This is a genomic window from Tistlia consotensis USBA 355, from assembly GCF_900177295.1.
Classification (GTDB): Bacteria; Pseudomonadota; Alphaproteobacteria; order Kiloniellales; family DSM-21159; genus Tistlia; species Tistlia consotensis.
On sequence record NZ_FWZX01000001.1, the window covers coordinates 628,622 to 651,906 of the forward strand.

The 23,285-nt window shown below is 73.1% G+C and carries 20 protein-coding genes; 8 read left to right on the forward strand and 12 right to left on the reverse strand.

From position 1 onward, the window contains the following. Nucleotides 1-9 precede the first annotated feature (9 nt). The 7 genes from hpnE to B9O00_RS02935 all read right to left on the reverse strand — a co-directional run bounded on the left by hpnE (nt 10) and on the right by B9O00_RS02935 (nt 9,096). Nucleotides 10-1,296, reverse strand: coding sequence for a hydroxysqualene dehydroxylase HpnE (gene hpnE, locus B9O00_RS02905; protein ID WP_085120908.1), 1,287 nt, complete (start codon nt 1,294-1,296; stop codon nt 10-12). Continuing rightward, the gene (hpnD, locus tag B9O00_RS02910; protein ID WP_089229534.1) at nt 1,296-2,171 is read right to left on the reverse strand and encodes a presqualene diphosphate synthase HpnD; all 876 of its coding nucleotides are present in this window, start codon (nt 2,169-2,171) and stop codon (nt 1,296-1,298) included. Before hpnD ends, hpnE begins: the two co-directional genes overlap by 1 nt. After that, complete coding sequence (gene hpnC / locus B9O00_RS33640; protein WP_085120909.1) at nt 2,168-4,234, reverse strand: squalene synthase HpnC; 2,067 nt, start codon at nt 4,232-4,234, stop codon at nt 2,168-2,170. The genes hpnD and hpnC overlap by 4 nt, the downstream gene beginning before the upstream one ends. Nucleotides 4,235-4,341: 107 nt before the next feature. Continuing rightward, a complete protein-coding gene (locus B9O00_RS02920; protein WP_085120910.1) occupies nt 4,342-4,950 on the reverse strand; it encodes a TetR/AcrR family transcriptional regulator in 609 nt (202 codons plus the stop codon). Between the two features lie 3 nt (nt 4,951-4,953). After that, nucleotides 4,954-5,421, reverse strand: coding sequence for a nuclear transport factor 2 family protein (locus B9O00_RS02925; RefSeq protein WP_085120911.1), 468 nt, complete (start codon nt 5,419-5,421; stop codon nt 4,954-4,956). Between the two features lie 113 nt (nt 5,422-5,534). Further along, nucleotides 5,535-7,958, reverse strand: coding sequence for a mechanosensitive ion channel domain-containing protein (locus B9O00_RS02930; protein ID WP_085120912.1), 2,424 nt, complete (start codon nt 7,956-7,958; stop codon nt 5,535-5,537). Between the two features lie 205 nt (nt 7,959-8,163). Then, nucleotides 8,164-9,096: a cobalamin-binding protein gene (locus B9O00_RS02935; protein WP_085121083.1), complete on the reverse strand. Its 933-nt coding sequence runs from the start codon at nt 9,094-9,096 to the stop codon at nt 8,164-8,166. Nucleotides 9,097-9,400: 304 nt separating this feature from the next. Here B9O00_RS02935 and B9O00_RS02940 point away from each other — a divergent pair, with 304 nt between their 5' ends. From B9O00_RS02940 to B9O00_RS02955, 4 genes are read left to right on the forward strand one after another with little or no spacing between them, the layout of a single operon-like run. Continuing rightward, nucleotides 9,401-9,652, forward strand: a complete 252-nt coding sequence (locus tag B9O00_RS02940) for a hypothetical protein (RefSeq protein WP_085120913.1) — start codon at nt 9,401-9,403, stop codon at nt 9,650-9,652. A 3-nt stretch (nt 9,653-9,655) separates the two neighbouring features. Further along, complete coding sequence (locus tag B9O00_RS02945; protein ID WP_085120914.1) at nt 9,656-10,942, forward strand: glycosyltransferase; 1,287 nt, start codon at nt 9,656-9,658, stop codon at nt 10,940-10,942. Nucleotides 10,943-10,982: 40 nt separating this feature from the next. Continuing rightward, complete coding sequence (ppsA, locus tag B9O00_RS02950; protein WP_085120915.1) at nt 10,983-13,400, forward strand: phosphoenolpyruvate synthase; 2,418 nt, start codon at nt 10,983-10,985, stop codon at nt 13,398-13,400. A 19-nt stretch (nt 13,401-13,419) separates the two neighbouring features. Further along, complete coding sequence (locus tag B9O00_RS02955) at nt 13,420-13,782, forward strand: SpoIIAA family protein (protein ID WP_085120916.1); 363 nt, start codon at nt 13,420-13,422, stop codon at nt 13,780-13,782. Nucleotides 13,783-13,818: 36 nt separating this feature from the next. Here the strand turns inward: B9O00_RS02955 and B9O00_RS02960 are convergent, their stop codons facing one another. Then, nucleotides 13,819-15,498 (reverse strand): adenylate/guanylate cyclase domain-containing protein, encoded by a 1,680-nt coding sequence (locus B9O00_RS02960; protein WP_085120917.1) that lies wholly within the window; start codon nt 15,496-15,498, stop codon nt 13,819-13,821. A 103-nt stretch (nt 15,499-15,601) separates the two neighbouring features. Here B9O00_RS02960 and B9O00_RS34100 point away from each other — a divergent pair, with 103 nt between their 5' ends. The 4 genes from B9O00_RS34100 (at nt 15,602) to asnB (ending at nt 19,622) form a co-directional block, all read left to right on the forward strand. Continuing rightward, nucleotides 15,602-15,874 carry a DUF1289 domain-containing protein gene (locus B9O00_RS34100; RefSeq protein WP_085120918.1) on the forward strand — a complete coding sequence of 91 codons (273 nt, stop codon included), beginning with the start codon at nt 15,602-15,604 and terminating at the stop codon, nt 15,872-15,874. Then, complete coding sequence (locus tag B9O00_RS02970) at nt 15,871-16,779, forward strand: DMT family transporter (RefSeq protein WP_085120919.1); 909 nt, start codon at nt 15,871-15,873, stop codon at nt 16,777-16,779. Before B9O00_RS34100 ends, B9O00_RS02970 begins: the two co-directional genes overlap by 4 nt. A 139-nt stretch (nt 16,780-16,918) precedes the next feature. After that, complete coding sequence (locus B9O00_RS02975) at nt 16,919-17,662, forward strand: transaldolase (RefSeq protein ID WP_085120920.1); 744 nt, start codon at nt 16,919-16,921, stop codon at nt 17,660-17,662. 61 nt (nt 17,663-17,723) lie between these two features. Continuing rightward, nucleotides 17,724-19,622 (forward strand): asparagine synthase (glutamine-hydrolyzing), encoded by a 1,899-nt coding sequence (asnB, locus tag B9O00_RS02980; protein WP_085120921.1) that lies wholly within the window; start codon nt 17,724-17,726, stop codon nt 19,620-19,622. A 53-nt stretch (nt 19,623-19,675) separates the two neighbouring features. Here the strand turns inward: asnB and B9O00_RS02985 are convergent, their stop codons facing one another. The 4 genes from B9O00_RS02985 to B9O00_RS03000 are packed head-to-tail and all read right to left on the reverse strand — an operon-like array spanning nt 19,676 to nt 23,260. Further along, complete coding sequence (locus B9O00_RS02985) at nt 19,676-20,935, reverse strand: TRAP transporter large permease (RefSeq protein WP_085120922.1); 1,260 nt, start codon at nt 20,933-20,935, stop codon at nt 19,676-19,678. Nucleotides 20,936-20,938: 3 nt separating this feature from the next. Next, a complete protein-coding gene (locus B9O00_RS02990; protein WP_200808376.1) occupies nt 20,939-21,463 on the reverse strand; it encodes a TRAP transporter small permease in 525 nt (174 codons plus the stop codon). 52 nt (nt 21,464-21,515) lie between these two features. Next, nucleotides 21,516-22,478, reverse strand: a complete 963-nt coding sequence (locus tag B9O00_RS02995) for a TRAP transporter substrate-binding protein (protein WP_085120923.1) — start codon at nt 22,476-22,478, stop codon at nt 21,516-21,518. Between the two features lie 41 nt (nt 22,479-22,519). Continuing rightward, complete coding sequence (locus B9O00_RS03000) at nt 22,520-23,260, reverse strand: GntR family transcriptional regulator (RefSeq protein ID WP_235017018.1); 741 nt, start codon at nt 23,258-23,260, stop codon at nt 22,520-22,522. Nucleotides 23,261-23,285 lie beyond the last annotated feature (25 nt).

Consider the following 23,285-nt stretch of genomic DNA (forward strand, 5'->3'; position numbering starts at 1 on the left):
ACGCGCTTGTCAAGGTGCCGGAAGCAGGGTTGCAGCGGCTGCACGTCCGGAGCGGATCGCGCCCTCGATGGTTGCCGGCAGGCCGGTGTCGGTCCAGTCGCCGGCCAGCCGCAGGTTGTCCCAGGCCGTCCGGCAGCCGGGCCGCTTCGCGACCTCGGCCGGCGTCTGCAGGAAGGTCGCGCGCTTCTCCTTGACGATGCGGCCGGCCGGCGCCGGGGCATCGCCGAGGCCGAGCGCCGCCGCGGTGTCGCGCCAGAGCCGCGGCAGCAGCGCCTCGGCCGGCTGCTCGGCCAGGGCGTCGGCGGCGCTGACGGTGACGCTGGCGACCGTGGCGCCCTCGGCAGTCCGGCGCAGGAAGACCCAGTCGGCCGTGCCGCCGATCAGGCCGGTCAGCGGCGCCCCGCCGGGCAGCTGCGCCGGCCCGTCGAGCCGGAAGTGGGCATTGACGATCGCCGAGCTGCCCTGCGGCACCGCCAGGCCGGGCAGCAGGCTCTCGGCGACCGGCGCCGGCACCGCGAGCACCAGGCTGTCGCCGGGACCGAGCGGGACCGGCCCCTCGGGAAAGTCCAGGCCGGCGACCCGGCCGCCCTGGCGCTCGATCGCCCGCAGGCGCCGGCCGAAGCCGACCGCGACGCCGCGCTGCCGCAAGGTCGCCAGCGCCGGCTCGACGAAGGACTCGCCGAGCCCCTCGCGGGCGATCAGCGGCCGGCACCAGCGGCCGCCGCGACCGAAGGTCTCGAGCAGCACCGGCAGCAGCAGGCTGGCGGCCGCGATCTCCGGCTGGGCGTTCAGCGCGGCGACGACCAGCGGCCGCCAGAGGCGCTCCATCAGCGGCCCGGGCCCGAGCACCGCCATGACCGTCGCCTCGGGCCCTGCGCGCAGCAGGCCGAGCGCCTTGAGGTAGTCGAGCGGCCGGCTGCCGGGCACCCGGCGTCCCGGGACCAGGATCCACCAGCCCAGGCGGCCGGCGTTCGGTCGCAGCGTCCAGCGCTCGCCGCTGGCGAGGTCGAGGAAGGGGAAGAGCGGCACCTCGGGCCCGGTCAGGCTGCCGCCGGCGCCGACCTCCTCGAGGTAGCCGAGGGCGGCATGGTTGGCCGCCATCAGCAGGTGGTTGCCGTTGTCGATGCGGCAGCCCAGCGCCCTGTCGAAGTAGGAGCGGCAGCGCCCGCCGGCCTGGCCGGCGGCCTCGTGCACGACGACGCGGCGCCCGGCCCGGCTCAGCGCCAGGGCAGCCGCCAGCCCGGCCAGCCCGGCGCCGACGACGTGGACCGTCCCCGCCGCGCCGCCCGGGGCCATCAGAAGACCAGGTGGCGCAGCAGCAGCAGCTTGCGCCATTTCGGCAGCGAGATCCGGCGGCGCGGCTCGCGCCAGCCCTCGGCCTGCATGCGGTGCAGCAGCGGCTCGTAGCTGGCCATCATCAGGATCGCGGGCTTCAGGCGGCTGCGGTCGCAGCGGTCGATCAGCTTCCGCGCCTCGGCGTAGCGCCCCTGCGCCAGCGCCGCGAGGTCGCCGCAGACCGCCGGCAGCCGGGGATCGTCGAGCACCGCCTCGGGATCGCGCGAGGCGATGCCGTGGCGCTGCAGCAGCTCGGCCGGCAGGTAGAGCCGGCCGTCGGCCGCATCCTCGCCGAGGTCGCGCAGGATGTTGGTCAGCTGCAGCGCCTCGCCGAGCACGATCGCCAGCTGCTCGGCCTCGCGCGCGCCCCGGCCGGAGTCGAGGGCGCCGAAGCAGCGGATCGACAGCAGGCCGACCGCGCCGGCGACGCGCCGGCAGTAGAGCAGCAGCTCGGCCATCGTCGGCGCGACGTTCTGCTTGTGCAGGTCCATCTCCATGCCGGCGATGAGCGCCTCGAACTCGGCCTTGGGCAGGTCGTAGCGGCGGATCGCCGGCTGCAGCGCGCGGGCGATGGGATCGCGCGGCGCACCGCCGGCATAGAGCCGGTCGAGCTCCCTGCGCCACTCGTCGAGGCGGGCCTGCTGGACCGCCGGATCGCCCGGCTCGTCGGCGATGTCGTCGACGACCCGGCAGAAGGCGTAGACGGCGTACATCGCGCGCCGCCGCTCCTCCGGCAGCGCCCGCATGCCCCAGAAGAAGGAGGTGCCGGACCGGCGGACCATCGCCTCGGCGTAGGCGGCGGCCGCCTCGGCGCTCATGGTCGCGGCCTCGGTCATGCCGTGCGCTCCGTGCCCGCCGGCCGCCGGCCGAGCGTGCGGCCGATCAGGCAGGCCAGCGCCGCCCCGCCGCCGTGCCAGAGCATCGCCGGCTTCGACAGCTCGACCCGCTCGGCCAGCGGATCGCGCGCCTTGAGCTCGCGGGTCAGCACCTCGGCGAGCCCGAGGATCGCCGCCGATTCCAGGGCGAGGCGCGTGGAGCGCAGGCGCCAGGGCAGCGGCCGGGCCTCGACCAGCAGTTCGTCGACGCCGGCCAGGCAGCGGTCGAGCACCCGGCGCAGGCCGGGCCCGGCGCGGGGCGCGTCGAGATCCTCGACGGTCACCGCCTCGCCGGCCATCCAGTCGCCGGGCAGGTAGACCCGGTCGAGCGCCCGGTAGTCCTTCTGGCAGTCCTGCAGGTGGTTGATCACCTGCAGCGCGCTGCAGAGGGCGTCCGAGGCCGGAAAGTCGGACCGGTCCTCCCTGTGCAGGTCGAGCAGGAAGCGGCCGACGGGGTTGGCCGAGTCGGCGCAGTAGCCCATCAGGTCGTCCCAGTCGTCGTAGCGCAGCTTGACCGCGTCGCGCTTGAAGGCCTCGCAGAGCCGCCGGGCGTGCTCGACCGGCACTCCGGCGGCCTGCAGCGCCGCGCGCGCGCGCACCGCGGTCGCGACCTCGGCGCCGTCGAGCCGGCCCTCCAGCGCGGCCTGGAAACGCTCCAGGCGGGCGATCTTGTCCAGGGGCGCGAGCCCGGGGTTGTCGGCGATGTCGTCGGTCGCCCGGGCAACGGCGTAGTAGGCCATGACCGTCGGCCGCAGCGCCTTCTCGATCAGCAGCGAGCCGACCGGGAAGTTCTCGTCGCCGGCGCCCTTGCCCGAGGGCGTCTCGAGCCCGCCGCCCGCGTCGTGCCGGGTCTCGGCCGCGGCGGCCTGGTGGCGGCCCTTCCAGGTGCCGCCTCGGCCCTGCCGGTGGACCAGGCCGGAATCGACGGTCATGGCGGTGTAGAGCAGCGCCGCCAGCGGCAGCACCGGGGCCCAGAGCCAGGGCAGGCCGTAGAGCCGGAGCGCGGGCAGCAGCGAGGCGGCCATGGCCGCCCAGACCAGGGCGCCGAGCGCCGCGGCCGGGCCGTCGCCGTGCCAGCCGGCGGTCAGCACCAGCAGCGGCGGCACCAGATAGGTCAGCACCATGCCGACGACCGTGCCGGCCAGGATCAGGGGCGAGCGGCGCAGCTGCTCGTAGGCGCTGCGCCGGACCATGCGCCAGATCCCGCCGAGGTCGTCGTAGCCGCGCAGGCTGACCGATTCGGGCCCGTGGCCGAGCCACAGGCGCCCCCGGCCGCCGGGCCGGCCGTAGCGGCGCAGGCGGCGCGCGAGGCTGCAGTCGTCGATCAGCGCGGCGCGGATCGGCGCCAGGCCACCGGCGTTCTCCAGCGCGAGGCGCCGCACCAGCATGCAGCCGCCGGCCGCGCCGGAGGTCCCGAAGCTGTCGTCGGCGATCCAGGCGAAGGGGAAGAGCTTGGCGAAGAAGTAGACGAAGGGCGGCACCAGCAGCCGCTCCCAGAAGGTCCGGCAGCGCAGGCGGACCATCAGCGAGACCAGGTCGCGGTCCTCGGCCTCGCCCTTGGCGACCAGGCGGCGCAGCAGGCCGGGCGGGTGGGCGATGTCGGCATCGGTGAGCCAGAGCCAGGCCGCCTCGGGCGCCGCCTCGCGTGCCGCCAGCAGGCCCTGGTGCTGGGCCCAGAGCTTGCCGGTCCAGCCCGGCGGCAGGGCGGCCGCGGGCACCACGGTCAGGCGCTCGTCACCGTCTGCGGCCGCCAGCGCCGCCTCGGCGGTGCCGTCGTCGCTGTGGTCGTCGACCAGGATCACCCGGAACGGACCGGGGTAGTCCTGGGCCAGCAGGGTCGCCACCGCCTCGCCGACCACCTCGGCCTCGTTGCGCGCCGGCACGACCGCCACGACGGCCGGCCAGGCGGCCGGTTCGACCGCGCGGCCGAGACGCTCGGAAAGGCGCCAGAAGCCGCCGCGCGCGGTCAGCAGCACACACCAGATCGCGAGGCTCAGCAAGGCCAGCAGCAGGGCCCAGGACATCGGGGCTCCCAGTCCAGGATTCGGAAGGCCGGCAAGCCATAGCCGCTGCCGCTGCCGGTGCCAAGCGTGCAGAGCGGCCCCGATGCCCGGGAGCCGCCCGGGTGGCGTCAGGCCGGCGGCCGGCGGCCTTCGGAGCCGCCGCCGCCCGGGCCGCCGCCCGGGCCGCCGAGCGCGTCGCGCAGCGCGTCGAGGCACCGGGCGAAGACGCGCGGATCGTCGAGCGCGCGCGCCAGCACGATGGCGCCCTGGATGCCGGCGACCGCGCCCTCGGCGAGGCGCCGCGCCTCCGCGACCTCATGGCCCTCGCGCGTCAGGGCGGTGGCCAGCGCCTTGATCCAGCGCGAGAAGTAGCCGCGCACCGGCTCCGCGAAGCGGTCGCGCGCGTCGCCGAGGGCGAAGGCGCCGACCAGGCAGACGCGCCGGCCCGAGCGGAAATAGGCCTCGACGCCGTCGAACATCGCCGCGATGCCGGCCGCCGGCGGCTGGGCACTGCGCAGCGGCGCGAAGATCTCGCGCTCGAACCAGCCGTCGATCTCGGCCAGCACGGCCGCGGCCATCTCCTGCTTCCCGCCCGGGAAGAAGTGATAGAGGCTGCCCTTGCCGAGCCCGGTCGCCTCGCCGATCAGCGTCAGGCTGGCGCCCTCGTAGCCGTGCTCTCGGAACACCTCGGCGAGCGCCGGCAGGGTGTCGGAGCGCTCGGCGACCGTGCGCGCCATACCCTAGAGACCGAGCTCCGTCAGGCCCGGATGGCCGGCCGGCCGGGGCCCGAGCGGCCAGTGGAACAGCCGCTCGGCTTCGGCCAGCGGCCGGTCGTTGATGCTGGCCTCGCGCCGGCGCATCAGGCCGGCCGCGTCGAATTCCCACAGCTCGTTGCCGTGGCTGCGGAACCACTGGCCGGAGTCGTCGTGCCACTCGTAGACGAAGCGCACGGCGATGCGGTCGTCGTGCTGCGCCCAGAGCTCCTTGATCAGGCGGTAGTCCAGCTCGCGCGCCCACTTGCGGGTCAGGAAGGCGACGATCGCCGGCCGGCCCGAGAAGAACTCGGCGCGGTTCCGCCAGCGGCTGTCCTCGCTGTAGGCGAGCGAGACGCGCTCCGGGTCGCGCGAGTTCCAGGCATCCTCCGCCAGGCGCGTCTTCTGGGCGGCGGTCTCGGGCGAATAGGGCGGCAGCGGCGGACGGCTCGACATGGCGGACTCCTGTGCGTCTGTACCGAATGGATAATATTTGACCGATTGGTACAACAAGGGCCGAAAGAGGTCAAGGGCGCCCGGTCGCCTCGGAGCGCTCGGCAGATCCGCGCCTAGTCGTCCGTCTCGGGGTCGGGCAGGTCCTGGGTGCGCCGGCGGGCGCGTGAGCGCCGCTTCGGGCGGTCGGACAGGTCCTCGCCGTCGGCCTCGCCCTCCTCGTCGTCGACAGCCTCGGGCGCCAGCGGCGCGGCCTCGCGCACCAGGTGGAGCGGCGGCGCCGAACCGTCCTTGTCGACGCCGAAGTAGATGGTCTGGTGCGGGAAGGGGATCTCGATGCCCTTCTCGTCGAAGGCCTTCTTGATGCGCTTGTTGTAGGCGCGCTTGACCGACCACTGCATCAGCGGCGTGGTCTTCAGGCGGACGCGCACGACGATCGCCGAATCGCCGAAGGAGTCGAGGCCGAGCACCTCCAGGTCGTCGACGATGACGCCCTTGAACTCCTCGTCCTGGCGCAGCTCGGCAGCGACCTCCTTGAGCACGGCGATCACCTCGTCGACGTCCTCGCGGTAGGCGACGCCCATGTCGATCAGGGCGTAGGCGAAGCCGCGGCCGTAGTTGGTCACGGTGGTGACGTCGCTGAACGGGATGACGTGGACCCGGCCCTCGAGGTCGCGCAGGTGCGCAGTTCGGATCGAGATCTGCTCGACGACCCCCGAATGCCCGCCGATCTCCACCACGTCGCCGACCGCGATGGTGTTCTCCATCAGCATGAAGATGCCGGTGATGACGTCCTTGACCAGGGTCTGGGCGCCGAAGCCGATGGCCAGCCCGACGACGCCGGCGCCGGCCAGCAGCGGCGCGATGTCGAGCCCGACCTCGGAGAGCACGACCAGCACGACCAGCACGGCGAGCACGATCCTCAGCGCGTTCTGGAACAGCCCGAGCAGCGTCGTGGTGCGCGCGCTGCGCCCGCCCGGCTGGCCGCGCAGGTAGGATTCGATCAGCGAGGAGGTCAGCTCCCAGACGACGAAGCTGCCGGCGACGACCAGGACGATCTTGACGACCTGGCCGACGAAGGCCCGGCCGGGATCGCTGACCAGCCAGGCGAAGGGCGAGGCGCCCCAGACCTCGAGCAGCAGCAGCAGCGCCAGCAGGCCGATGCCGCCGAACAGGATGGCGCGCAGCACCGGCAGGTAGCGGTTGGCCCGCTCCTGCAGCAGCGGGAAGCGCTGCCGGGTCTCCTCGTCGAGCCGGAAGCCGCGCTCGACGGCCTCGCCGAGCAGCTGCATGGCGACGCGCGCGCCGGCGACGATCAGCAGGGTCAGGATCGTCGCCCGGGCCAGGAAGGAGAAGCCGCCCTGGATGTTCAGTACGAAGATGAACCAGCAGCCGGCGATGTAGATGATCGCCAGCACGTGCCAGATCTCGGACAGGCGGGCGCGCAGGTTGGCCAGGGCGCCGCGGCGCGGATGCTGGCCGCGCAGCCAGTGGGCGACCTCCTTGCGCTGCTGCAGCACGAACATGATCAGCATGGCGGCCATCAGCAGGGCCAGCAGGTTGACCAGCAGCCCCTGGGCCGAGGGCTCGAGGCCCAGGGTCAGCGCCATCTGGGTCGCCATGAAGCCGTAGATGCCGACGAACGAGAGCCGCCGCAGCCAGACGTAGAGATAGTGCGCCGTCTCGTCCTCGATCGGCAGCAGGCGCTGGTTGCGGTTCTGCGGCACCAGCAGGACCCGGCCGATCAGCCGCACCGCCCGGTCCATCACGTTGGCGTTGATGAAGGCCAGCGCCACGACGTCGGTCGAGCGCGTCGTGTCGGCCAGCGTCAGGATGCCGTAGGTCGTCGCCGCGAAGGCGAGGATCGGCACCAGGTCGAGCAGCAGCCGCAGCACCAGGTAGAGCAGCCGCAGGGCCCAGCTTTCGGCCGGCCTGTCGTCGAGGGTCCGGCGCGGCGCCGCGAGCAGGCGCCCGACCAGGAACTCGACCAGCAGGCCGCCGATGGCGATCGCCAGCAGCGTGACCGAGACCTCCAGGAAGCGCCGCTGCGCTTCCGGCCGCTCGAGCGACCGGACGCCGGCGGCCAGCTCGGCGGGCAGCTGACCCAGGGTGCGCGCGGCGTCGACCAGCTGCGCCGACAGACTGCTCATGCCGCCGACCACCGCCTCCAGCGCCTCGGCACCGAAGGTCCTGTGGTCCTGCTTGGCGGCCTCGGCCTGCTGCTGGTTGGCCTTCAGCAGGGCCTGCAGGTTGTCGATCAGCTGCTGGCGCGCCTGGGGGTCCTGCAGCGTGTCGATCAGTGTCCTGAGCTGCCGGTCGGCGAGTTCGGCCGGCGACTGGCCGCCCTGGTCCGCGGCCGCTCCGCCGTCGGAGGCCTGGCCACCGCCGCTTGCCGTCGCCGAGCCTGCCCCCGGGGCCGCCCCCGTGGCCGCCCCCGTGGCCGCCCCCGTGGCCGCCGGGGCGCCGGACAGCTGGGCCGAGGCCGGCCCGGCGGGAGCGAGGAGCAGGAGGCCGGCGAGCAGCAGCGGCAGAAATCGCATGACAGACCTGGGTGCGGTTGGTCCTGGAAGTCTCGGCGGGTCCGGAGCCCGAGCGGCGGGACCGCCGGGCGCGACGACCGGCAATCTAGCGGCCGGAGACCGGCATTCAAACCCCGACGCCCCGGCAATGGATCCAGCGGCGGCTCCAGCGGCGGCTTTGGCGGCGATCCGCACGCGGCCGGCCGGGGCGCGGCCGGAGGGCCGCTCAGGCAGGCGGCGGCAGCCGCTCCCAGCCATCGCCCTGATGGCCGAAGCCGAAGGCCTGCGGATGCAGGATCTCCGCCAGGATCTCCAGCGATTCGGCGAGGCGCGGACCGGGCCGGTTGAAGAAGCGGCTGCCGTCGCAGAGCGCGACCCGGCCGCGCGCGACGGCCTGCAGCTCGCTCCAGCCCGGCCGGGCGGCCAGCGTCGGCGCCTCGCGGCGGGTCTGCTCCAGGTCGAAGCCGCAGGGCATCAGCACGATGACCTCGGGATCGAGGGCGCGCAGCCGCTCCCAGTCCAGGTAGGTCGACTGGTGGCCGGCCTCGCCGGCCAGGTCCCGGCCGCCGGCCAGGGCGACCAGCTCCGGCATCCAGTTGCCGGCGCCCATCAGCGGGTCGAGCCACTCCAGGCAGACCACGCCGGGTCGCCAGCCCTGCTGCTCGGCGCGCTCGGAGATCGCCTCGATGCGGGCGACCAGGGCGCGCACCAGGCGCTCGCCGCGCTCGCCGGCGCCGAGCGCCTCGGCGACCCGGCGGATGTCGCTCCAGACCTCGGCGAGGCCGGCGGGCCGGAGGCTGACGATGCGCGCGGCGACCTCGAGCGCCGCCGCGGCCTGCTCGACCTCGGCCAGCGACACGGCGCAGACCTCGCACTGGTCCTGGGTGACGATCAGGTCCGGCCGCAGGTCGGCGAGCCGCTCGAGATCGAGGTCGTAGAGCGCCGCGGCCTCCTGGAGCAGGCCGCGGACCGCGCCGTCGATCTCGGCCGAGCTCGCCTCGGGCTGCAGGCGCGAGCGCGTCACCGCCGGCAGGCTCCGGATCTCGGGCGGGAAATCGCATTCGTGGCTGCGCGCGACCAGCCGGTCGGCGAAGCCCAGGGCCGCGACGATCTCGGTCGCGCTCGGCACCAGCGTGGCGACCCGCCGCGGCCCGCTCACCACGGACCGCGCCCGCCCTGCGTCGCCCTGCGTCGGCTCCGACCGGCGGTTCCCGGCCGAGGCCGGGCGCCCTGCGCCGCCCGCTCCCCGAAGTCGCCTTCCATCGGCGAAGTCTAGCCGCTCGCCCGGCGCGCCGGCAGAGCCATTTTCCCGGCGCCCGCGCGATCGGGGAGTGACCGATGACCGCACGCGCCGGTCGTCCGGCGCGGCGCCCCCCGGGCCAGGCCGGATTGAAACAGATCAATGTGATGCGCGCCGGGGTGGCGTAAGCCTGGGTTCCGGGGGCAGCGGCGGGAGCCGGAGGATGGCACAACCAGACAGGGCGGCGGGGCAGCGCGCCGCGGCCGCCCTCTACAGGCATCTGCGCCGCCTGGACATCTCTCACGCGGTCGCCTTCCGCGCCGCGGTCGAGCGCTGCGGCCAGTTCTGCCGAGGCCTGCCGAGGGCGCAGGTCGAGGCGGCCGCCTGGCAGGCCGTCCAGAGCCGGCTGCGCGAGGAGCGCAGGACGATCGCCGGGCCCGCGGCAGGGCCGCCCGAGCCGGCGGGGAGGGACTGAGCCATGGACGCGGACGCAGCCCGGCAGGACGCCGCGCCCGGCGGGCGCGGCCTGCCGGCAGGGCAGGACTCGGCCTTCACGCTGACCTCGGTCGAGGACTACCTGCCGCTGATCGGCCCCGAGGCGGTCACCCGCATCCTCGCCAAGGCGGCGGCGCTGCGCGACCTGCACGTCGTCAACGTCAACTCGACCTACTACGGCGGCGGGGTCGCGGAGATCCTCTCGTCCCTGACCCTGCTGATGAACGGGGCCGGCATCCACGCCGGCTGGCGCGTGCTCCAGGGCCGGCCGGACTTCTTCAGCATCACCAAGAAGATGCACAACGCCCTGCAGGGCGGCGAGATCAACCTCAGCGACCTCAAGCGCGACATCTACGAGGAGGTCGTCTTCGAGAATGCCGCCCGGATGCACCTGGACCACGACCTGATCGTCGTCCACGACCCGCAGCCGCTGCCGCTGGTGCGGTTCTTCCGCAAGAAGGCGCCCTGGGTCTGGCGCTGCCACGTCGACCTGTCGGACCCGCACCCCGGGCTGTGGTCCTACCTCAGCGCCTTCATCGAGCAGTACGACGCCGTCGTGCTGTCGCTGCCCGAGTACGCCCAGCCGATCGGACCGCCGCAACGCTTCGTCATGCCGGCGATCAATCCCTTCTCGACGACCAACAAGGCGCTGTCTGAGGCGGAGATCGACGACCGGCTGCAGCACTACGACATCCCGACCGACCTGCCGCTGGTCGTCCAGGTCTCGCGCTTCGACCGCTGGAAGGACCCGCAGGGCGTGATCGACGCCTTCCGCCTGGCCCGGCGCGAGGTCGAGGCGACCCTGGTGCTGGTCGGCAACGTCGCCACCGACGATCCCGAGGGCCAGGAGATCTTCGAGTCGCTCTGCAGCTGCCGCGAGGAGCGCATCCGCATCCTGTCGGTCCAGGACTCCGCGCTGGTCAACGCCCTGCAGCGGCGCGCGGCGGTCGTGCTGCAGAAGTCGCTCCGCGAAGGCTTCGGCCTGACCGTGACCGAGGCCATGTGGAAGGGCACGCCGGTGATCGGCGGCCGGGTCGGCGGCATCCGCCACCAGATCGAGGACGGCGTGAACGGCTTCCTGGTCGAGAGCGTCGAGCAGGCGGCCGGGCGCATCGTCCAGCTGCTGCAGGACGCCGAGCTGCGGCACCGCCTGGGCCGCCGGGCGCGGCAGACGGTCCGGGACCGCTTCCTTATGACGCGGCTCATGGAGGACTGGCTGGACCTGATCGGCTCGTTCGAGCCCCATTTCCGACTCAGGGGACAGAACTGAAGGCAACAGGGCGCCCGCCGGCGCCCGGGAGCGGGAGAAGATGGTCGAGAGCGACGGTGCCTGGGTGATCTGGTTCGAGGCGCTGCGGCGCCGCGACGTGCCGCGGGTCGGCGGCAAGAACGCCTCGCTCGGCGAGATGGTCGGCGAGCTGGGCGCCAAGGGCGTGAAGGTGCCGCCGGGCTTCGCGACCAGCGCGGAGGCCTATCGCCGCTTCGTCGAGGCGAACGGCCTGGAGCGGACCATCGCCGGCGCGCTCGGCGATCTGGAGGCCGGCAAGGCGACGCTGGCCGAGACCGGCCAGGCGATCCGGCGCGCCTTCCTGCGCGGCGAATGGCCCGAGGAACTGGCCGAGGCGATCCGTGCGGCCTACCGCGAGCTCTGCCGTCGCCGCGGCCGCGACGACGCCGACGTCGCCGTGCGCTCGAGCGCCACGGCCGAGGACCTGCCCGACGCCAGCTTCGCCGGCCAGCAGGAGACCTATCTCAACATCCGCGGCGAGCGCGCCCTGCTCGCGGCCTGCCGGCGCTGCTACGCCTCGCTGTTCACCGACCGGGCGATCAGCTACCGCCAGGCCAAGGGCTTCGACCACATGAAGCTGGCGCTCTCGGTCGGCGTCCAGGCCATGGTGCGTTCCGACCTCGGCGGGGCCGGGGTGATGTTCTCGATTGACACCGAGACCGGCTTCGAGCGGCTGGTGCTGATCAACGCCGCCTGGGGCCTGGGCGAGAACGTCGTGCAGGGCGCCGTCGACCCGGACGAGTACGAGGTCTTCAAGCCGCTGCTCGCGGACGCCTCGCTGACGCCGATCATCGAGAAGAAGCGCGGCGAGAAGGCGCGCAAGATGATCTACACCAGCGAGGCCGACAGCCCGACCAGGAACGTGCCGACCTCGAAGGCCGAGCGCGCCGCCTTCGTGCTCGACGATGCCGAGATCCTGACGCTGTCGCGCTGGGCCTGCACGATCGAGGCGCACTACGGCTGTCCGATGGACATGGAATGGGCAAGGGACGGCGAGAGCGGCGAGCTGTTCATCGTCCAGGCCCGCCCGGAGACGGTGCAGTCGCGCCGCGAGGCCGGCGCGCTCAAGAGCTACCGGATCGGCAAGACGGGCCGGCGGCTGGCCAAGGGCCTCAGCATCGGCGACGCGGTGGTCGCCGGGAAGGTCTGCGTCATCGAGAGCGCCCACGACATCGCACGCTTCGTCGAGGGCTCGGTCCTCGTGACCTCGACGACCGACCCGGACTGGGTGCCGATCATGAAGCGCGCCGCGGCGATCGTCACCGACCACGGCGGCCGCACCTCCCATGCCGCGATCGTCAGCCGCGAGCTCGGCCTGCCGGCCGTGGTCGGCACCGGCGACGCGACGCGGCTGCTGCACGACGAGCAGGAAGTCACGGTGTCCTGCGCCGAGGGCGACGAGGGCTTCGTCTACGAGGGGACGGCCGACTTCTCGGTCGAGGAGCTCGACCTCGCGGCGATCCCGGCGACCCGCACCAAGGTCATGCTCAATCTCGCCAACCCGGCCGCCGCCTTCCGCTGGTGGCGCCTGCCGTGCGACGGCGTCGGCCTGGCGCGCATGGAGTTCGTGATCAACAATCAGATCAAGGTCCACCCCATGGCGCTGGTCCGCTACGGCGAGCTCGAGGACCCGGAGGCCCGGGCGCGGGTCGATGCGCTGACCGCCGGCTACGGCGATCGCACGGAGTACTTCGTCGACCGTCTCGCCCGGGCGCTCGCCCGCATCGCCGCGGCCCACCATCCGGCACCGGTGATCGTGCGGATGAGCGACTTCAAGACCAACGAGTACGCCAACCTGATCGGCGGCGCCCAGTTCGAGCCGAAGGAGGAGAACCCGATGCTCGGGTTCCGCGGCGCCTCGCGCTACTACTCGCCGCGCTACCGCGAGGGCTTCGCCCTGGAATGCCGGGCGATCCGCCGCCTGCGCCAGGAGATCGGCCTGAAGAACGTCATCGTCATGATTCCCTTCTGCCGCTCGACCAGGGAGGCCGACCGCGTGCTGGCGGTGATGGCCGAGAACGGCCTGAAGCGCGGCGAGGACGGCCTCGAGGTCTACGTCATGTGCGAGATCCCCTCGAACGTGATCCTGGCCGGGGACTTCGCCGAGCGCTTCGACGGCTTCTCGATCGGCAGCAACGACCTGACCCAGCTGACGCTCGGCGTCGACCGCGACTCCGAGGCCCTGGCCGAGCTGTTCGACGAGCAGGACGCGGCGGTGAAGTGGATGATCCGCTCGGTGATCGGCGAGGCCCACAAGGCCGGCGCCAAGGTCGGCCTGTGCGGCCAGGCGCCGAGCGACCATCCCGAGTTCGCCGAGTTCCTGGTCGGCTGCGGCATCGACTCGATGTCGGTCAGCCCGGACAGCTTCATCGCCGTCAAGCGCCACGTCGCCGAGGCCGAGGCCGAACCGCAGAAGGCCGGCAGGGCCGGACAGGCCTGATGCCGGCAAGGAGGACCCGATGATCGAGACACTGAGCGGCTTTCCCGACGGCGTCGTCGCCCTGGCCTGCCACGGGCAGGTGACGCGCAAGGACTACGAGACCGTCCTGGAGCCGGCCGTCGAGCGGGCCCTCGCCGGCCACCAGAAGGTCCGTCTCTACTACCGGATCGGCGAGGACTTCACCGGCTTCGACCCGGGCGCCCTGTGGGAGGACCTCAAGGTCGGCCTGGGCCACCTGTCGCGCTGGGACCGCATCGCCCTGGTCACCGACGTGGCGTGGATCGGCCAGGCCGTCCATGCCCTCGGCTTCCTGCTGCCCGCCGAGGTCCGGATCTTCCCGGCCGCCGAGGCCGGGCAGGCGCGCGCCTGGCTGCTCGGCTGACCCGAAAGGCCGGCCGGCGGCAGAGCGTGATTCCGGCTAGCCGGCCGGGGCTCCGGCCGGCTCTGCCGGCTCGGCGATGCGTTCGACCACGACCACGGCCAGCGTCGTCTCGCGGCCGCGCAGGCTGACCTCGCGACGCTCGCCGCGCAGCGGCAGGCCGCTGCGCCGCACGACCTCCTCGGAGACCACCAGCTCGGCGCCGAAGTCCTTGGTCAGCGCCTCGAGCCGGCTGGCAGCGTTGACCGTGTCGCCGATCGCGGTCAGCGACACCGCCTGGCCGTAGCCCATCTCGCCGACGATCGCCGGCCCGACGTGGATGCCGATGCCCATGGTCAGGCGGCCGCCGATGGTGTCGGCCAGGTGCTCGTTCATCTCGGCCAGCCGCCTGGCCATGGCCTGCGCCGCCTCCAGGGCCTGGCGGCAGCCGGCCTCGGCCGTGCCCTCGACCCCGAACAGCGCCATGACCCCGTCGCCGATGAACTTGTCGACCCGGCCGCCGGCCCGCTCGACCGCGGTGCCCATGGCGCTGAAGTAGCGGTTGAGCAGGAAGACCACGTCGTAGGGCAGGCGGCTCTCCGAGAAGCGCGTGAAGCTGCGCAGGTCGGCGAACAGCACGACGATCTCGCGCTCCTGGCCCTGCAGGTAGCCGGGCCGCGCCTGGGCCTCGCGCGGCGTCACGTTGGGCGGCAGCAGCGGCGTCACCTCCAGGTCGCCCTGCGGCCGGGTCTGGCAGGCCAGGCGCACGTTGGGCGCGGCGCCGACCCGGGCCAGCACCCGCTGCTCGGCCTCGTCCGCCGGCGCCAGCGTCTCGAGGCCCTGGCCGATGCGCACCCGGCAGGTCGAGCAGCGGCCGCGGCCGCCGCACAGCGAGGCGTGCGGAATGCCGGCGAGGCGGCTGGCCTCGAGGATCGTCGTGCCGCGCGGCGCGGTGACCCGCCGGCCGCCGGGATAGGTCAGCGCGACGCGGCCGCCGCGATGCTCCCACCAGCGGCGCAGCAGGCGTGCCGCCAGGGTCGCCAGCAGCAGCAGCGCGAAGCCGCCCAGCAGGCCGCGCTCCAGGCGGCCCAGCACGGCGAGCTTCTGCGGGTCCTGGATGGTCTCCTGCAGCGAGATCCAGGCGGCGGCGTTGGCGGGCTCCTCGAGCCAGTCGACGACCGAGCGGCCGGCGCTGAGGGCGCCGGTCGCCGCCAGGGTCGGCAGCAGCACTGCGAGCGCCAGCAGCCAGGGCGCCCAGCGCGCGTAGCCCGGCTTGAAGCGCAGCCAGAGGTGCAGGCCCAGGCAGCCGTGCAGCCAGGCGGCGAGCAGGCCGAGGAACTGGCGCAGGCCCTGGCCCGGCGACAGCTCGAAGTAGATCGCCAGGACGTAGCGGTAGCCGGTGTCGATGCCGAAGATCCCGCCGATCGCGCGCGTGCCGAGGACGTGGGCGGCGAGCAGCGGCGGAATCAGGAAGCCGAGCACCAGCTGCGCCCACTCGGCCGCGCTCATCTCGCGGAAGCGCCGCCGCACGTAGAGCGCCCAGAAGGCCAGCAGGGCGTGCACCAGCAGCGCGCCGTAGAGCAGCAGGGTGCCGGGCCGGCTGCCCCAGAACCGGCTGATCACGGTCAGGGCGTCCTGGGCGGTGCCGAGCGAGACCAGGCCGAGCGCGTGATTGAAGAGATGCAACGTGACGTAGGCGAACAGTACCAGTCCGCTGGCCAGCCGCAGTCGTCGGATCATCCCTCTCCTCTTCCCGCCGCCCCTCGCCGGCCGGCATGGCTGGCATGAGCCCGCGCGCTCGGCCTAGGCAGTGCGTGCCCGCCTCCGCTATAGAGCGGCCAGCATGACAGAGTCAGCCCTTTCCGACGACGCAGGGGACGACGACGGCCTGACCCGCGAGGAGCGGCGCGAGCGCCGCCGCCGCCGGCGCGCCGCCCGGGTCTTCGACACCTCGGTGCCCTCGCCCTGCATCTCGGTCTGCCAGATCGACGACACGACCGGCCTCTGCCTCGGCTGCCGACGCACCCTCGACGAGATCCGCGACTGGCTGATCCTGACGGCCGAGGAGAAGCGCGCGCTGCTGGCGAAGCTCGCCGAGCGCGGCGGCCCCGCGTGAGCGGGGACGGCAGAGACGGCCGGCTCGGCTACCTGCTGCTCGCCTCGATCACGCTGTTCTGGGGCGTCAACTGGCCGGCCATCAAGCTGTCGGTCGGCGTGCTGTCGGTCTGGGACTTCCGGCTGCTCAGCGCCGGCGTCGGCGGGCTCGGGCTGCTGACCATCGCCCGGCTCGGCCGCGAGCGCCTGGCGGTGCCGCGCAGCCAGGTCGGGCCGCTGCTGCTCTGCGCCCTGTTCAACGTCGTCGGCTGGCACCTCTGCTCGGCCTTCGGCGTGCTGCTGATGCCGGCCGGCCGCGCCGCGATCCTGGCCTTCACCATGCCGCTCTGGGCCTCGCTCTTCGCCGTGCCGATCCTCGGCGAGCGGCTGACGGCGACCCGCGTCTACGGCCTGCTGCTCGGCCTCGCCGGCCTCGCGGTGCTGGTCGGCCCCGACCTCGTGGTCTTCCGGACGGCACCGCTGGGCGCCGGCTTCATGGTCCTGGCGGCGGTCTCCTGGGGCCTCGGCACGGTGCTGCTCAAGCGCTTCCGCTGGACCATCGCGACGACGACGCTGGCCGGCTGGCAGCAGCTGGCCGGCGCCCTGGCGATCGGCCTCGCCGGCCTCGCCGCCGGCGGCCTCGACCCCTGGCCGGCCGACATCGCCCCGGTCAACCTCGCGGCCATCGCCTACGCCGTCTCGGTGCCGATGATCTATTGCTTCTGGGCCTTCATGTACACGGTGCGCCTGCTGCCGGCGCCGGTCGCCGCGATCGGCACCCTGGCGGTTCCGGTCGTCGGCGTGTTCTCCGGCGCGCTGCTGCTCGGCGAGCCGGTCGGCCTGCGCGAGGTCGGCGCGCTGCTGCTGATCTGCTCTGCCCTGGCCGTCGTCCTGGTGCTGCCGGCGTGGCGCGGCCGCCGGGCCTGAACGCGGCCTGAACCCGGCCGGAGGGCCGGCCGCTTCCTTGCATCGGGCCCGCCGGCGGGACTATATCTCGGGTCCGCCGCGCCGGCCTCGCCCCCCGGGGTCCGCCGCATCGATCCGCCTTTTCCAGGGAACCGCCGTGATGCCGGCCATCGAATCGCTCAAGGTCAAGATCTTCGCCGACGGCGCCGACTTCGAGAGCATGAAGAAGCTGGCGCAGAACCCGCTGATCAAGGGCTTCACGACCAATCCCTCGCTGGTCAAGAAGGCCGGGGTCACCGACTACGTGGCCTATGCCAAGCAGGTGATCGCGGCGATCCCCGACCGGCCGATCTCCTTCGAGGTCTTCGCCGACGACCTGCCGTCGATGGAGGCCCAGGCCCTGGAGATCGCGACCTGGGGCGAGCACGTCAACGTCAAGATCCCGGTGATGAACACCAAGGGCGAGACGACGGCGCCGCTGCTCAAGAGCCTCGCCGAGCAGGGCGTCGAGCTCAACGTCACCGCGCTCTTCACCCTGGAGCAGGTCGAGGAGGTCGCCGCCGTGCTGTCGCCCGACACGCCGGCCATCGTCTCGGTCTTCGCCGGCCGCATCGCCGACAGCGGCATCGATCCCGTGCCGATGATGGCCGAGGCGGCGCGCATCCTCGCCCACAAGCCCAAGGCCGAGCTGCTGTGGGCGAGCCCGCGCGAGATCCTCAACATCTATCACGCCGACGAGGCCGGCTGTCACATCATCACGGTCAGCCACGACGTCCTGGCCAAGCTCGACCTGATCGGCAAGGACCTCTTCGAGTACAGCCTCGAGACGGTCCGCACCTTCTACAAGGACGCCACGGCGGCCGGCTTCACGATCCCGACGCGGCGGGCCGACGCCGCCGAATAGCCGGGGCCGCCGGCGCACGCGCGCCCGGCGGCTCCCCCACAGGCGAGGGTGCCACTTTCCCGTGTGTGGTATTGCCGGACTGTTCAGCGCGGGCGGCGCGCGCGAGGCGGAGCTGCGCGGCCGCGTCGAGGCGATGACCGCGGCCCTCGCCCACCGCGGGCCCGACGGCCAGGACCTCTGGCTGCAGCCCGAGGCCGGGCTCGGCTTCGGCCACCGGCGCCTGGCGATCATCGACCTCTCCGACGCCGGCCGCCAGCCGATGGTCTCGGAGGACGGCCGCTGGGTCCTGACCTACAACGGCGAGATCTACAACCACCTGGTCCTGCGCCGCGAGCTGGAGGCGGAGGGCGCGCGCTTCAGGGGCCATTGCGACGCCGAGGTGCTGCTCGAGGCCTGCGCCCACTGGGGCGTGCGGCGCACCGCCGAGCGGCTCAACGGGATCTTCGCCTGCGCGCTCTGGGACCGGCGCGAGCGGCGGCTCTACCTGGTCCGCGACCAGCTGGGAGTCAAGCCGCTCTACTGGACGCTGCAGGACGGCGTGCTGCGCTTCGGCTCGGAGTTGAAGGCGCTGCGCGCCGATCCCGGCTTCGAGCCGGCGCTCGACCGCCCGGCGCTGGCCGCCTACCTGCGCTTCGCCTACCTGCCGGCGCCGCACACCGCCTATGCCGGCGTGCGCAAGCTGCTGCCCGGCCACATCCTCAGCGTCGCCGGCGGCGAGGAGCCGCGGCTGGAGTGCTACTGGGACGCCCTGGCAATCGCCGAGGCCGGCCAGCGCCGGCCGATGACCCTGTCGCGGCACGAGGCGGTCGACCGCCTGGAGGTGCTGCTCAAGGACGCGGTTGCCGGCCAGACCATGGCCGACGTGCCGCTCGGCGCCTTCCTGTCCGGCGGCGTCGACTCCTCGACCGTCGTCGCGCTGATGCAGGCGGCGACCGGCCGGCCGGCGCGCACCTTCACCATCGGCTTCTCAGAGGCCGGCTTCGACGAGGCGCCGCACGCCCGGGCCGTCGCCAGGCACCTGGGCAGCGAGCACACAGAGCTCTACGTCCAGGCCGAGGATGCCCTGGCGGTCGTGCCGGAGCTGCCGCGGCTCTACGACGAGCCCTTCGCCGATCCCTCGCAGATCCCGACCTTCCTGGTCTCGGCCCTGACCCGGCAGTCGGTGACCGTCGCGCTGTCCGGCGACGGCGGCGACGAGCTCTTCGCCGGCTACAACCGGCATCTCTGGGGCCGGCGCATCGGCCGCTGGCCCCTGCCCTTGCGCCAGGCCGCCGCCGGCGCGCTCGGCAGCCTGCCGAACGCGCTCTGGCAACGGGCCGGCGGCCAAGCCGCCGACCGGGTCCGCAAGCTGACCCGCGCCCTCAGCGCGCCCGACCTGCAGGAGCTGTACCGCCGCACGGTCAGCCAGTGGGACGACCCGGCGGCCCTGCTCGGCCTGCCGGCCGGCGCCGAGGCGCCGAGCCTGCTCGACGCCTCCGATCTCGCCGAGCGCTTCCCGGACCCGCTGGCGCGCATGCAGCTGCTCGACCTGACGACCTACCTGCCGGGCGACGTGCTGGCCAAGGTCGACCGCGCCTCGATGGCGGTCGGGCTGGAGGTGCGCGTGCCGCTGCTCGACGCCCGGGTCGTCGAGTTCGCCTGGGCGCTGGCGCCGCGCTTCAAGCTGCGCGGCGGCCGCGGCAAGTGGCTGCTGCGCCAGGTCCTGCGCCGCCACCTGCCGGCGCGCCTGATCGAGCGGCCCAAGCAGGGCTTCTCGGTGCCGATCGGCGGCTGGCTGAGGGGCCCCCTGCGCGACTGGGCCGAGGCGCTGCTCGACGAGCGGCGCCTGGCCGGAGAGGGCCTGCTCGATCCCGCCCCGGTGCGCGCGCTCTGGACCGACCACCTGGCCGGCCGGGTCGAGGGCCAGTACCCGCTCTGGACGGCGCTGATGCTCCAGGCCTGGCGCGAGGCCTGGAGCTAGGCCTGGGGGCTAGGCCTAGCTCCAGGCCGGCCGCCGATCGCGCCGCTCCGCGCTCAGCGCCACCAGAGCGCTGTCCAGGGCAGGTAGGTGACCAGCAGCAGCACCAGGAACATCACGGCGATGAACCACTTACCGTAGGCCATGACCTGCTCGATCTTGAGCCCGGTGGTCGAGCAGACGGTCAGGAGCACCGAGGCGACCGGCGGCGTCTGCTGGCCGATGCCGAGGTTGAGGCAGACGATCACGCCGAAGTGCACGGGATCGATGCCGAGCTGCCGGGCCAGCGGCATCAGCAGCGGCACGACCACGATGATCGCAGCGCTGGCGTGCAGGAACATGCCGAGCACCAGCAGGAACAGGTTGATCAGCAGCAGCTCGACGACCCAGACGTCGGTGACGCCGCCGAGCATGCCGGCGATCTTCTGCGGCAGCTGCTCGTTGGCGAGGTACTGGCCGAGCACCGCCGAGCCGGCGACGATCATCATGACCACCGCGGTCTGGCGCGCCGTCGCGGTCAGGATGCCGCCGAGCCGGGCCAGGGTCAGGTCGCGCGACAGCAGGAAGCCGAAGGCGAGCGCGATCAGCACGCCGATGCCCGCCGCCTCGGTCGGCGTGTAGACGCCGACGATCAGGCCGCCGACCACCAGCACCGGGATCAGCAGCGGCACGGCGGCGCGCCAGAGCGCCCTGCCCAGCGCCGGCGCCTCGAAGCGGTTGGCGCGCGGATGGCCTTCCTTCAGGGCGAACAGCCAGGAGGCCGCCATGAAGGCACCGCCCAGGATCAGGCCGGGCACGATTCCGGCGACGAAGAGGTCGCGGATCGAGGTGTTGGTGGTGACGCCGTAGAGCACCATCGGGATCGACGGCGGGATGATGATGCCGAGGGTCGCCGAGACCGCGGTGAGCGCGCCGGCGAAGCTGCGCGGGTAGCCGTGCCGCTCCATCTCCGGCACGAAGATCTTCGACATCACCGCCGCGTCGGCGACCGCCGAGCCCGACATCTCGGCCATGAACATCGAGGTCAGCACGTTGACGTGGCTGAGCCCGCCGCGGATCCAGCCGACCAGCGCGTAGGCGACGGCGATCAGGCGCTCGGAAATCGAGGTCGCGCTCATCAGCTCGCCCATCAGGATGAACAGCGGGATCGCCAGCAGCACGATCGACTTGCTGCCCGAGAACATCTGCACCGGCAGGACCAGCAGGTTGACGCCCGAGGCCGCCATCGCGGCCGCCGCGGTCATCATGAGGGCGAAGCCGACCGGCACGCCGAGCAGGATCAGGCCGAGCAGCAGGAAGAGGACGAAGCCGGCCATCCCTCAGACCCTCCCGCCGTGGCGCAGCCGGAAGCCCGCGCGCAGCGCCAGGGCCAAGGCGATGAGGGCGAAGGCGACCGGCAGCACCGCCATGAACAGGCCCTGGGGCAGCGGCAGGGTCTCGATCTCGCGCCAGCCGACCCGGCGGATCATGGCGAGCGAGAGCCAGACCATGAGCAGCGCGAAGCCGGCGACCGACAGCTCGACCAGGGCGGAGAGCAGGCCGCTCAGCGGCCGCGGCAACTTGGCGACGAGCAGGTCGAAGGCGATGTGGCCGTCGTCGCGCGCCGCCAGATAGGCGCCGAGGAAGGCGATCCAGACCAGCAGAAAGCCCGGCAGCTCGTCGGCCCAGACCAGGCCGGAGGCCAGGACGTAGCGGTAGAAGACGTTGAGGCAGACGGCGACCGCCGTGGCCGCGACGCAGAGCCCGGCGACGGCGCCGACCAGCCGGTCGAGCGCACGCAGCAGCCGGCCGCCGCTCGGCCGCGGCCCGGCCGCCGTCGGCAGGCTCTCGCGAGGATCGGTCATGCCCGGACCTCCGCCGGAGCGGCAGCGGCAGGCGCCGCCGCCCGCTTCCGGATCACCGCGCGGCGTCGACGAGGTCGATCCAGTCCTTGCCGTTGGCCTCGATGTAGCTCTGGTAGACCGGCCGGGTCGCCTGCTGGAAGGCCGGCAGGTCGACCTCGTTGACCGCGATCGAGCCCTTCATGTCGGCCAGATACCTGTCCTCGAGCGCGGCGGCGTCCCGGTAGCTCTGCTCGGTGATCTCGCGGCCGACCTCGATGAACACCTTCTGCTGCTCCTGGGTGAGGCGGTCGAAGAAGCTCTTGGAGGCCATCAGGAAGCTCGGCGTGTAAACGTGCTTGGTCAGCGAGAGGTACTTCTGCACCTCCTGCATCTTCTGCTCGTAGAAGCCGTAGATCGCCGCCTCGGCACCGTCGACGACGCCGGTCTGCATGGCCGTGAAGGTCTCGCCCCAGGCGACCTTGGCCGGCACCGCGCCGAGCGATTCGAAGACGCCCTGGCGGAACTTGCCGCCCGAGATGCGGACCTTCATGCCGGCCATGTCGGCCGGCTCGACGATCGGGTTGCGACTGTCGATGACGTGGCGGAAGCCGTTCTCATAGATGCCGATGACCTTGACGTCGGCCTTGCTCTCGATGCGCCGGCGCACCGCCTCCTCCAGCCCCTTGGCCATGGCGCGCTCGACGTGCTCGCGGCTGTCGAACAGCCAGGGCAGGTCGAACAGGCCGAGCTTGGAATCGAGCTTGAGCACACCCGAGGCGACGTCGACCATCTCGATCACGCCGAGCTGGACGCCGTCGATCAGCGCCGATTCCTTGCCGAGCTGGCCGCCCGGGAAGATCTTGAACTCGAACTGGCCGGGCAGCCGCTCCTCGACCTTCTTGGCGAACAGCACCGACTGCGCGTACTCCGGCGCCAGCTCCGAGACGTGGCTGGCGATCCGCACCTCGATCGGCTCGGCCGCGGCCGCGGTGGCGAACAAGGTCAGGCCGGCGGCCAGGGCAAACAGGCGATGCATCGGAATGGTCCTCCCCTTGGGTCTTTGGCGAGCTCGCGGCTTCAGCGGATCTCGATCGAGTAGGCGAACTTGTCGGCGGCGCCCCAGGAGCGCCGCCACTCCATCGGCCGGCCGTCGTAGCCGTAGGCCAGGCGGTCGACGACCACGACCGCCGCGCCGGGCGCGATGCCGAGGCGCTCGGCGGTGACGGCGCCGGCGCTGCCGACCGTCAGCAGCTCGGTCGCCCGGGCGACGACCGCGCCGCAGGCGCGCTCGTAGAGCGGGTAGAGCAGGTCGCCGAAGTCCTCGAGCGGCAGCTCGGCCAGCGCCGCGAAGCGGCCGGCCTCCAGCCAGATGCACTCGAGCAGCGCCGGCTTGTCGCCGACCAGCCGCAGCCGGTCGAGACAGAGTCCCTCGGCGCCGGGCCGCAGCGACAGGCGCTCGGCGACGGCCGCCGGCAGGGGCGCCAGGCGGCGCGCCAGGATCCGGCCCTGGGGCATCAGCAGCGCGCCGTCCTCACCGGTCATGCGGAAGAAGCGGAACAGCGAGTTCGAGAAGTCGGCCTTGCGCACGAAGGTGCCGCGGCCCTGCTGGCGGGTCAGCAGGCCGTCGTCGACCAGGACCTCGATCGCCCGGCGCACGGTGCCCAGCGCCGCGCCGGTCTGCTCGGCAAGCTCGCTCTCCGGCGGAATGCGGCTGCCCGGCGCCCAGTGGCCCTGCTCGATCCGGCTGCGCAGCAGGTCTGAGAGCTGGCGGTAGATCGGCAGGCGCGGGTCCGAGGCGACAGACAGGCTGGCGTGCACGGGCTTTCCTCTGGTTCTTTATTCC

What these genes read in the sequence shown, in the direction of transcription:
- B9O00_RS02960 (WP_085120917.1), bottom strand. Translation starts at nt 15,498, where the DNA reads ATGATCCGACGACTGCGGCTGGCCAGCGGACTGGTACTGTTCGCCTAC.
- hpnD (WP_089229534.1), bottom strand. Translation starts at nt 2,171, where the DNA reads ATGACCGAGGCCGCGACCATGAGCGCCGAGGCGGCCGCCGCCTACGCC.
- B9O00_RS02945 (WP_085120914.1), top strand. Translation starts at nt 9,656, where the DNA reads ATGGACGCGGACGCAGCCCGGCAGGACGCCGCGCCCGGCGGGCGCGGC.
- B9O00_RS34100 (WP_085120918.1), top strand. Translation starts at nt 15,602, where the DNA reads ATGACAGAGTCAGCCCTTTCCGACGACGCAGGGGACGACGACGGCCTG.
- B9O00_RS02955 (WP_085120916.1), top strand. Translation starts at nt 13,420, where the DNA reads ATGATCGAGACACTGAGCGGCTTTCCCGACGGCGTCGTCGCCCTGGCC.
- B9O00_RS02975 (WP_085120920.1), top strand. Translation starts at nt 16,919, where the DNA reads ATGCCGGCCATCGAATCGCTCAAGGTCAAGATCTTCGCCGACGGCGCC.
- ppsA (WP_085120915.1), top strand. Translation starts at nt 10,983, where the DNA reads ATGGTCGAGAGCGACGGTGCCTGGGTGATCTGGTTCGAGGCGCTGCGG.
- B9O00_RS02990 (WP_200808376.1), bottom strand. Translation starts at nt 21,463, where the DNA reads ATGACCGATCCTCGCGAGAGCCTGCCGACGGCGGCCGGGCCGCGGCCG.
- B9O00_RS02920 (WP_085120910.1), bottom strand. Translation starts at nt 4,950, where the DNA reads ATGGCGCGCACGGTCGCCGAGCGCTCCGACACCCTGCCGGCGCTCGCC.
- B9O00_RS02940 (WP_085120913.1), top strand. Translation starts at nt 9,401, where the DNA reads ATGGCACAACCAGACAGGGCGGCGGGGCAGCGCGCCGCGGCCGCCCTC.
- hpnC (WP_085120909.1), bottom strand. Translation starts at nt 4,234, where the DNA reads ATGTCCTGGGCCCTGCTGCTGGCCTTGCTGAGCCTCGCGATCTGGTGT.
- B9O00_RS02930 (WP_085120912.1), bottom strand. Translation starts at nt 7,958, where the DNA reads ATGCGATTTCTGCCGCTGCTGCTCGCCGGCCTCCTGCTCCTCGCTCCC.
- B9O00_RS02925 (WP_085120911.1), bottom strand. Translation starts at nt 5,421, where the DNA reads ATGTCGAGCCGTCCGCCGCTGCCGCCCTATTCGCCCGAGACCGCCGCC.
- B9O00_RS02985 (WP_085120922.1), bottom strand. Translation starts at nt 20,935, where the DNA reads ATGGCCGGCTTCGTCCTCTTCCTGCTGCTCGGCCTGATCCTGCTCGGC.
- hpnE (WP_085120908.1), bottom strand. Translation starts at nt 1,296, where the DNA reads ATGGCCCCGGGCGGCGCGGCGGGGACGGTCCACGTCGTCGGCGCCGGG.
- B9O00_RS02995 (WP_085120923.1), bottom strand. Translation starts at nt 22,478, where the DNA reads ATGCATCGCCTGTTTGCCCTGGCCGCCGGCCTGACCTTGTTCGCCACC.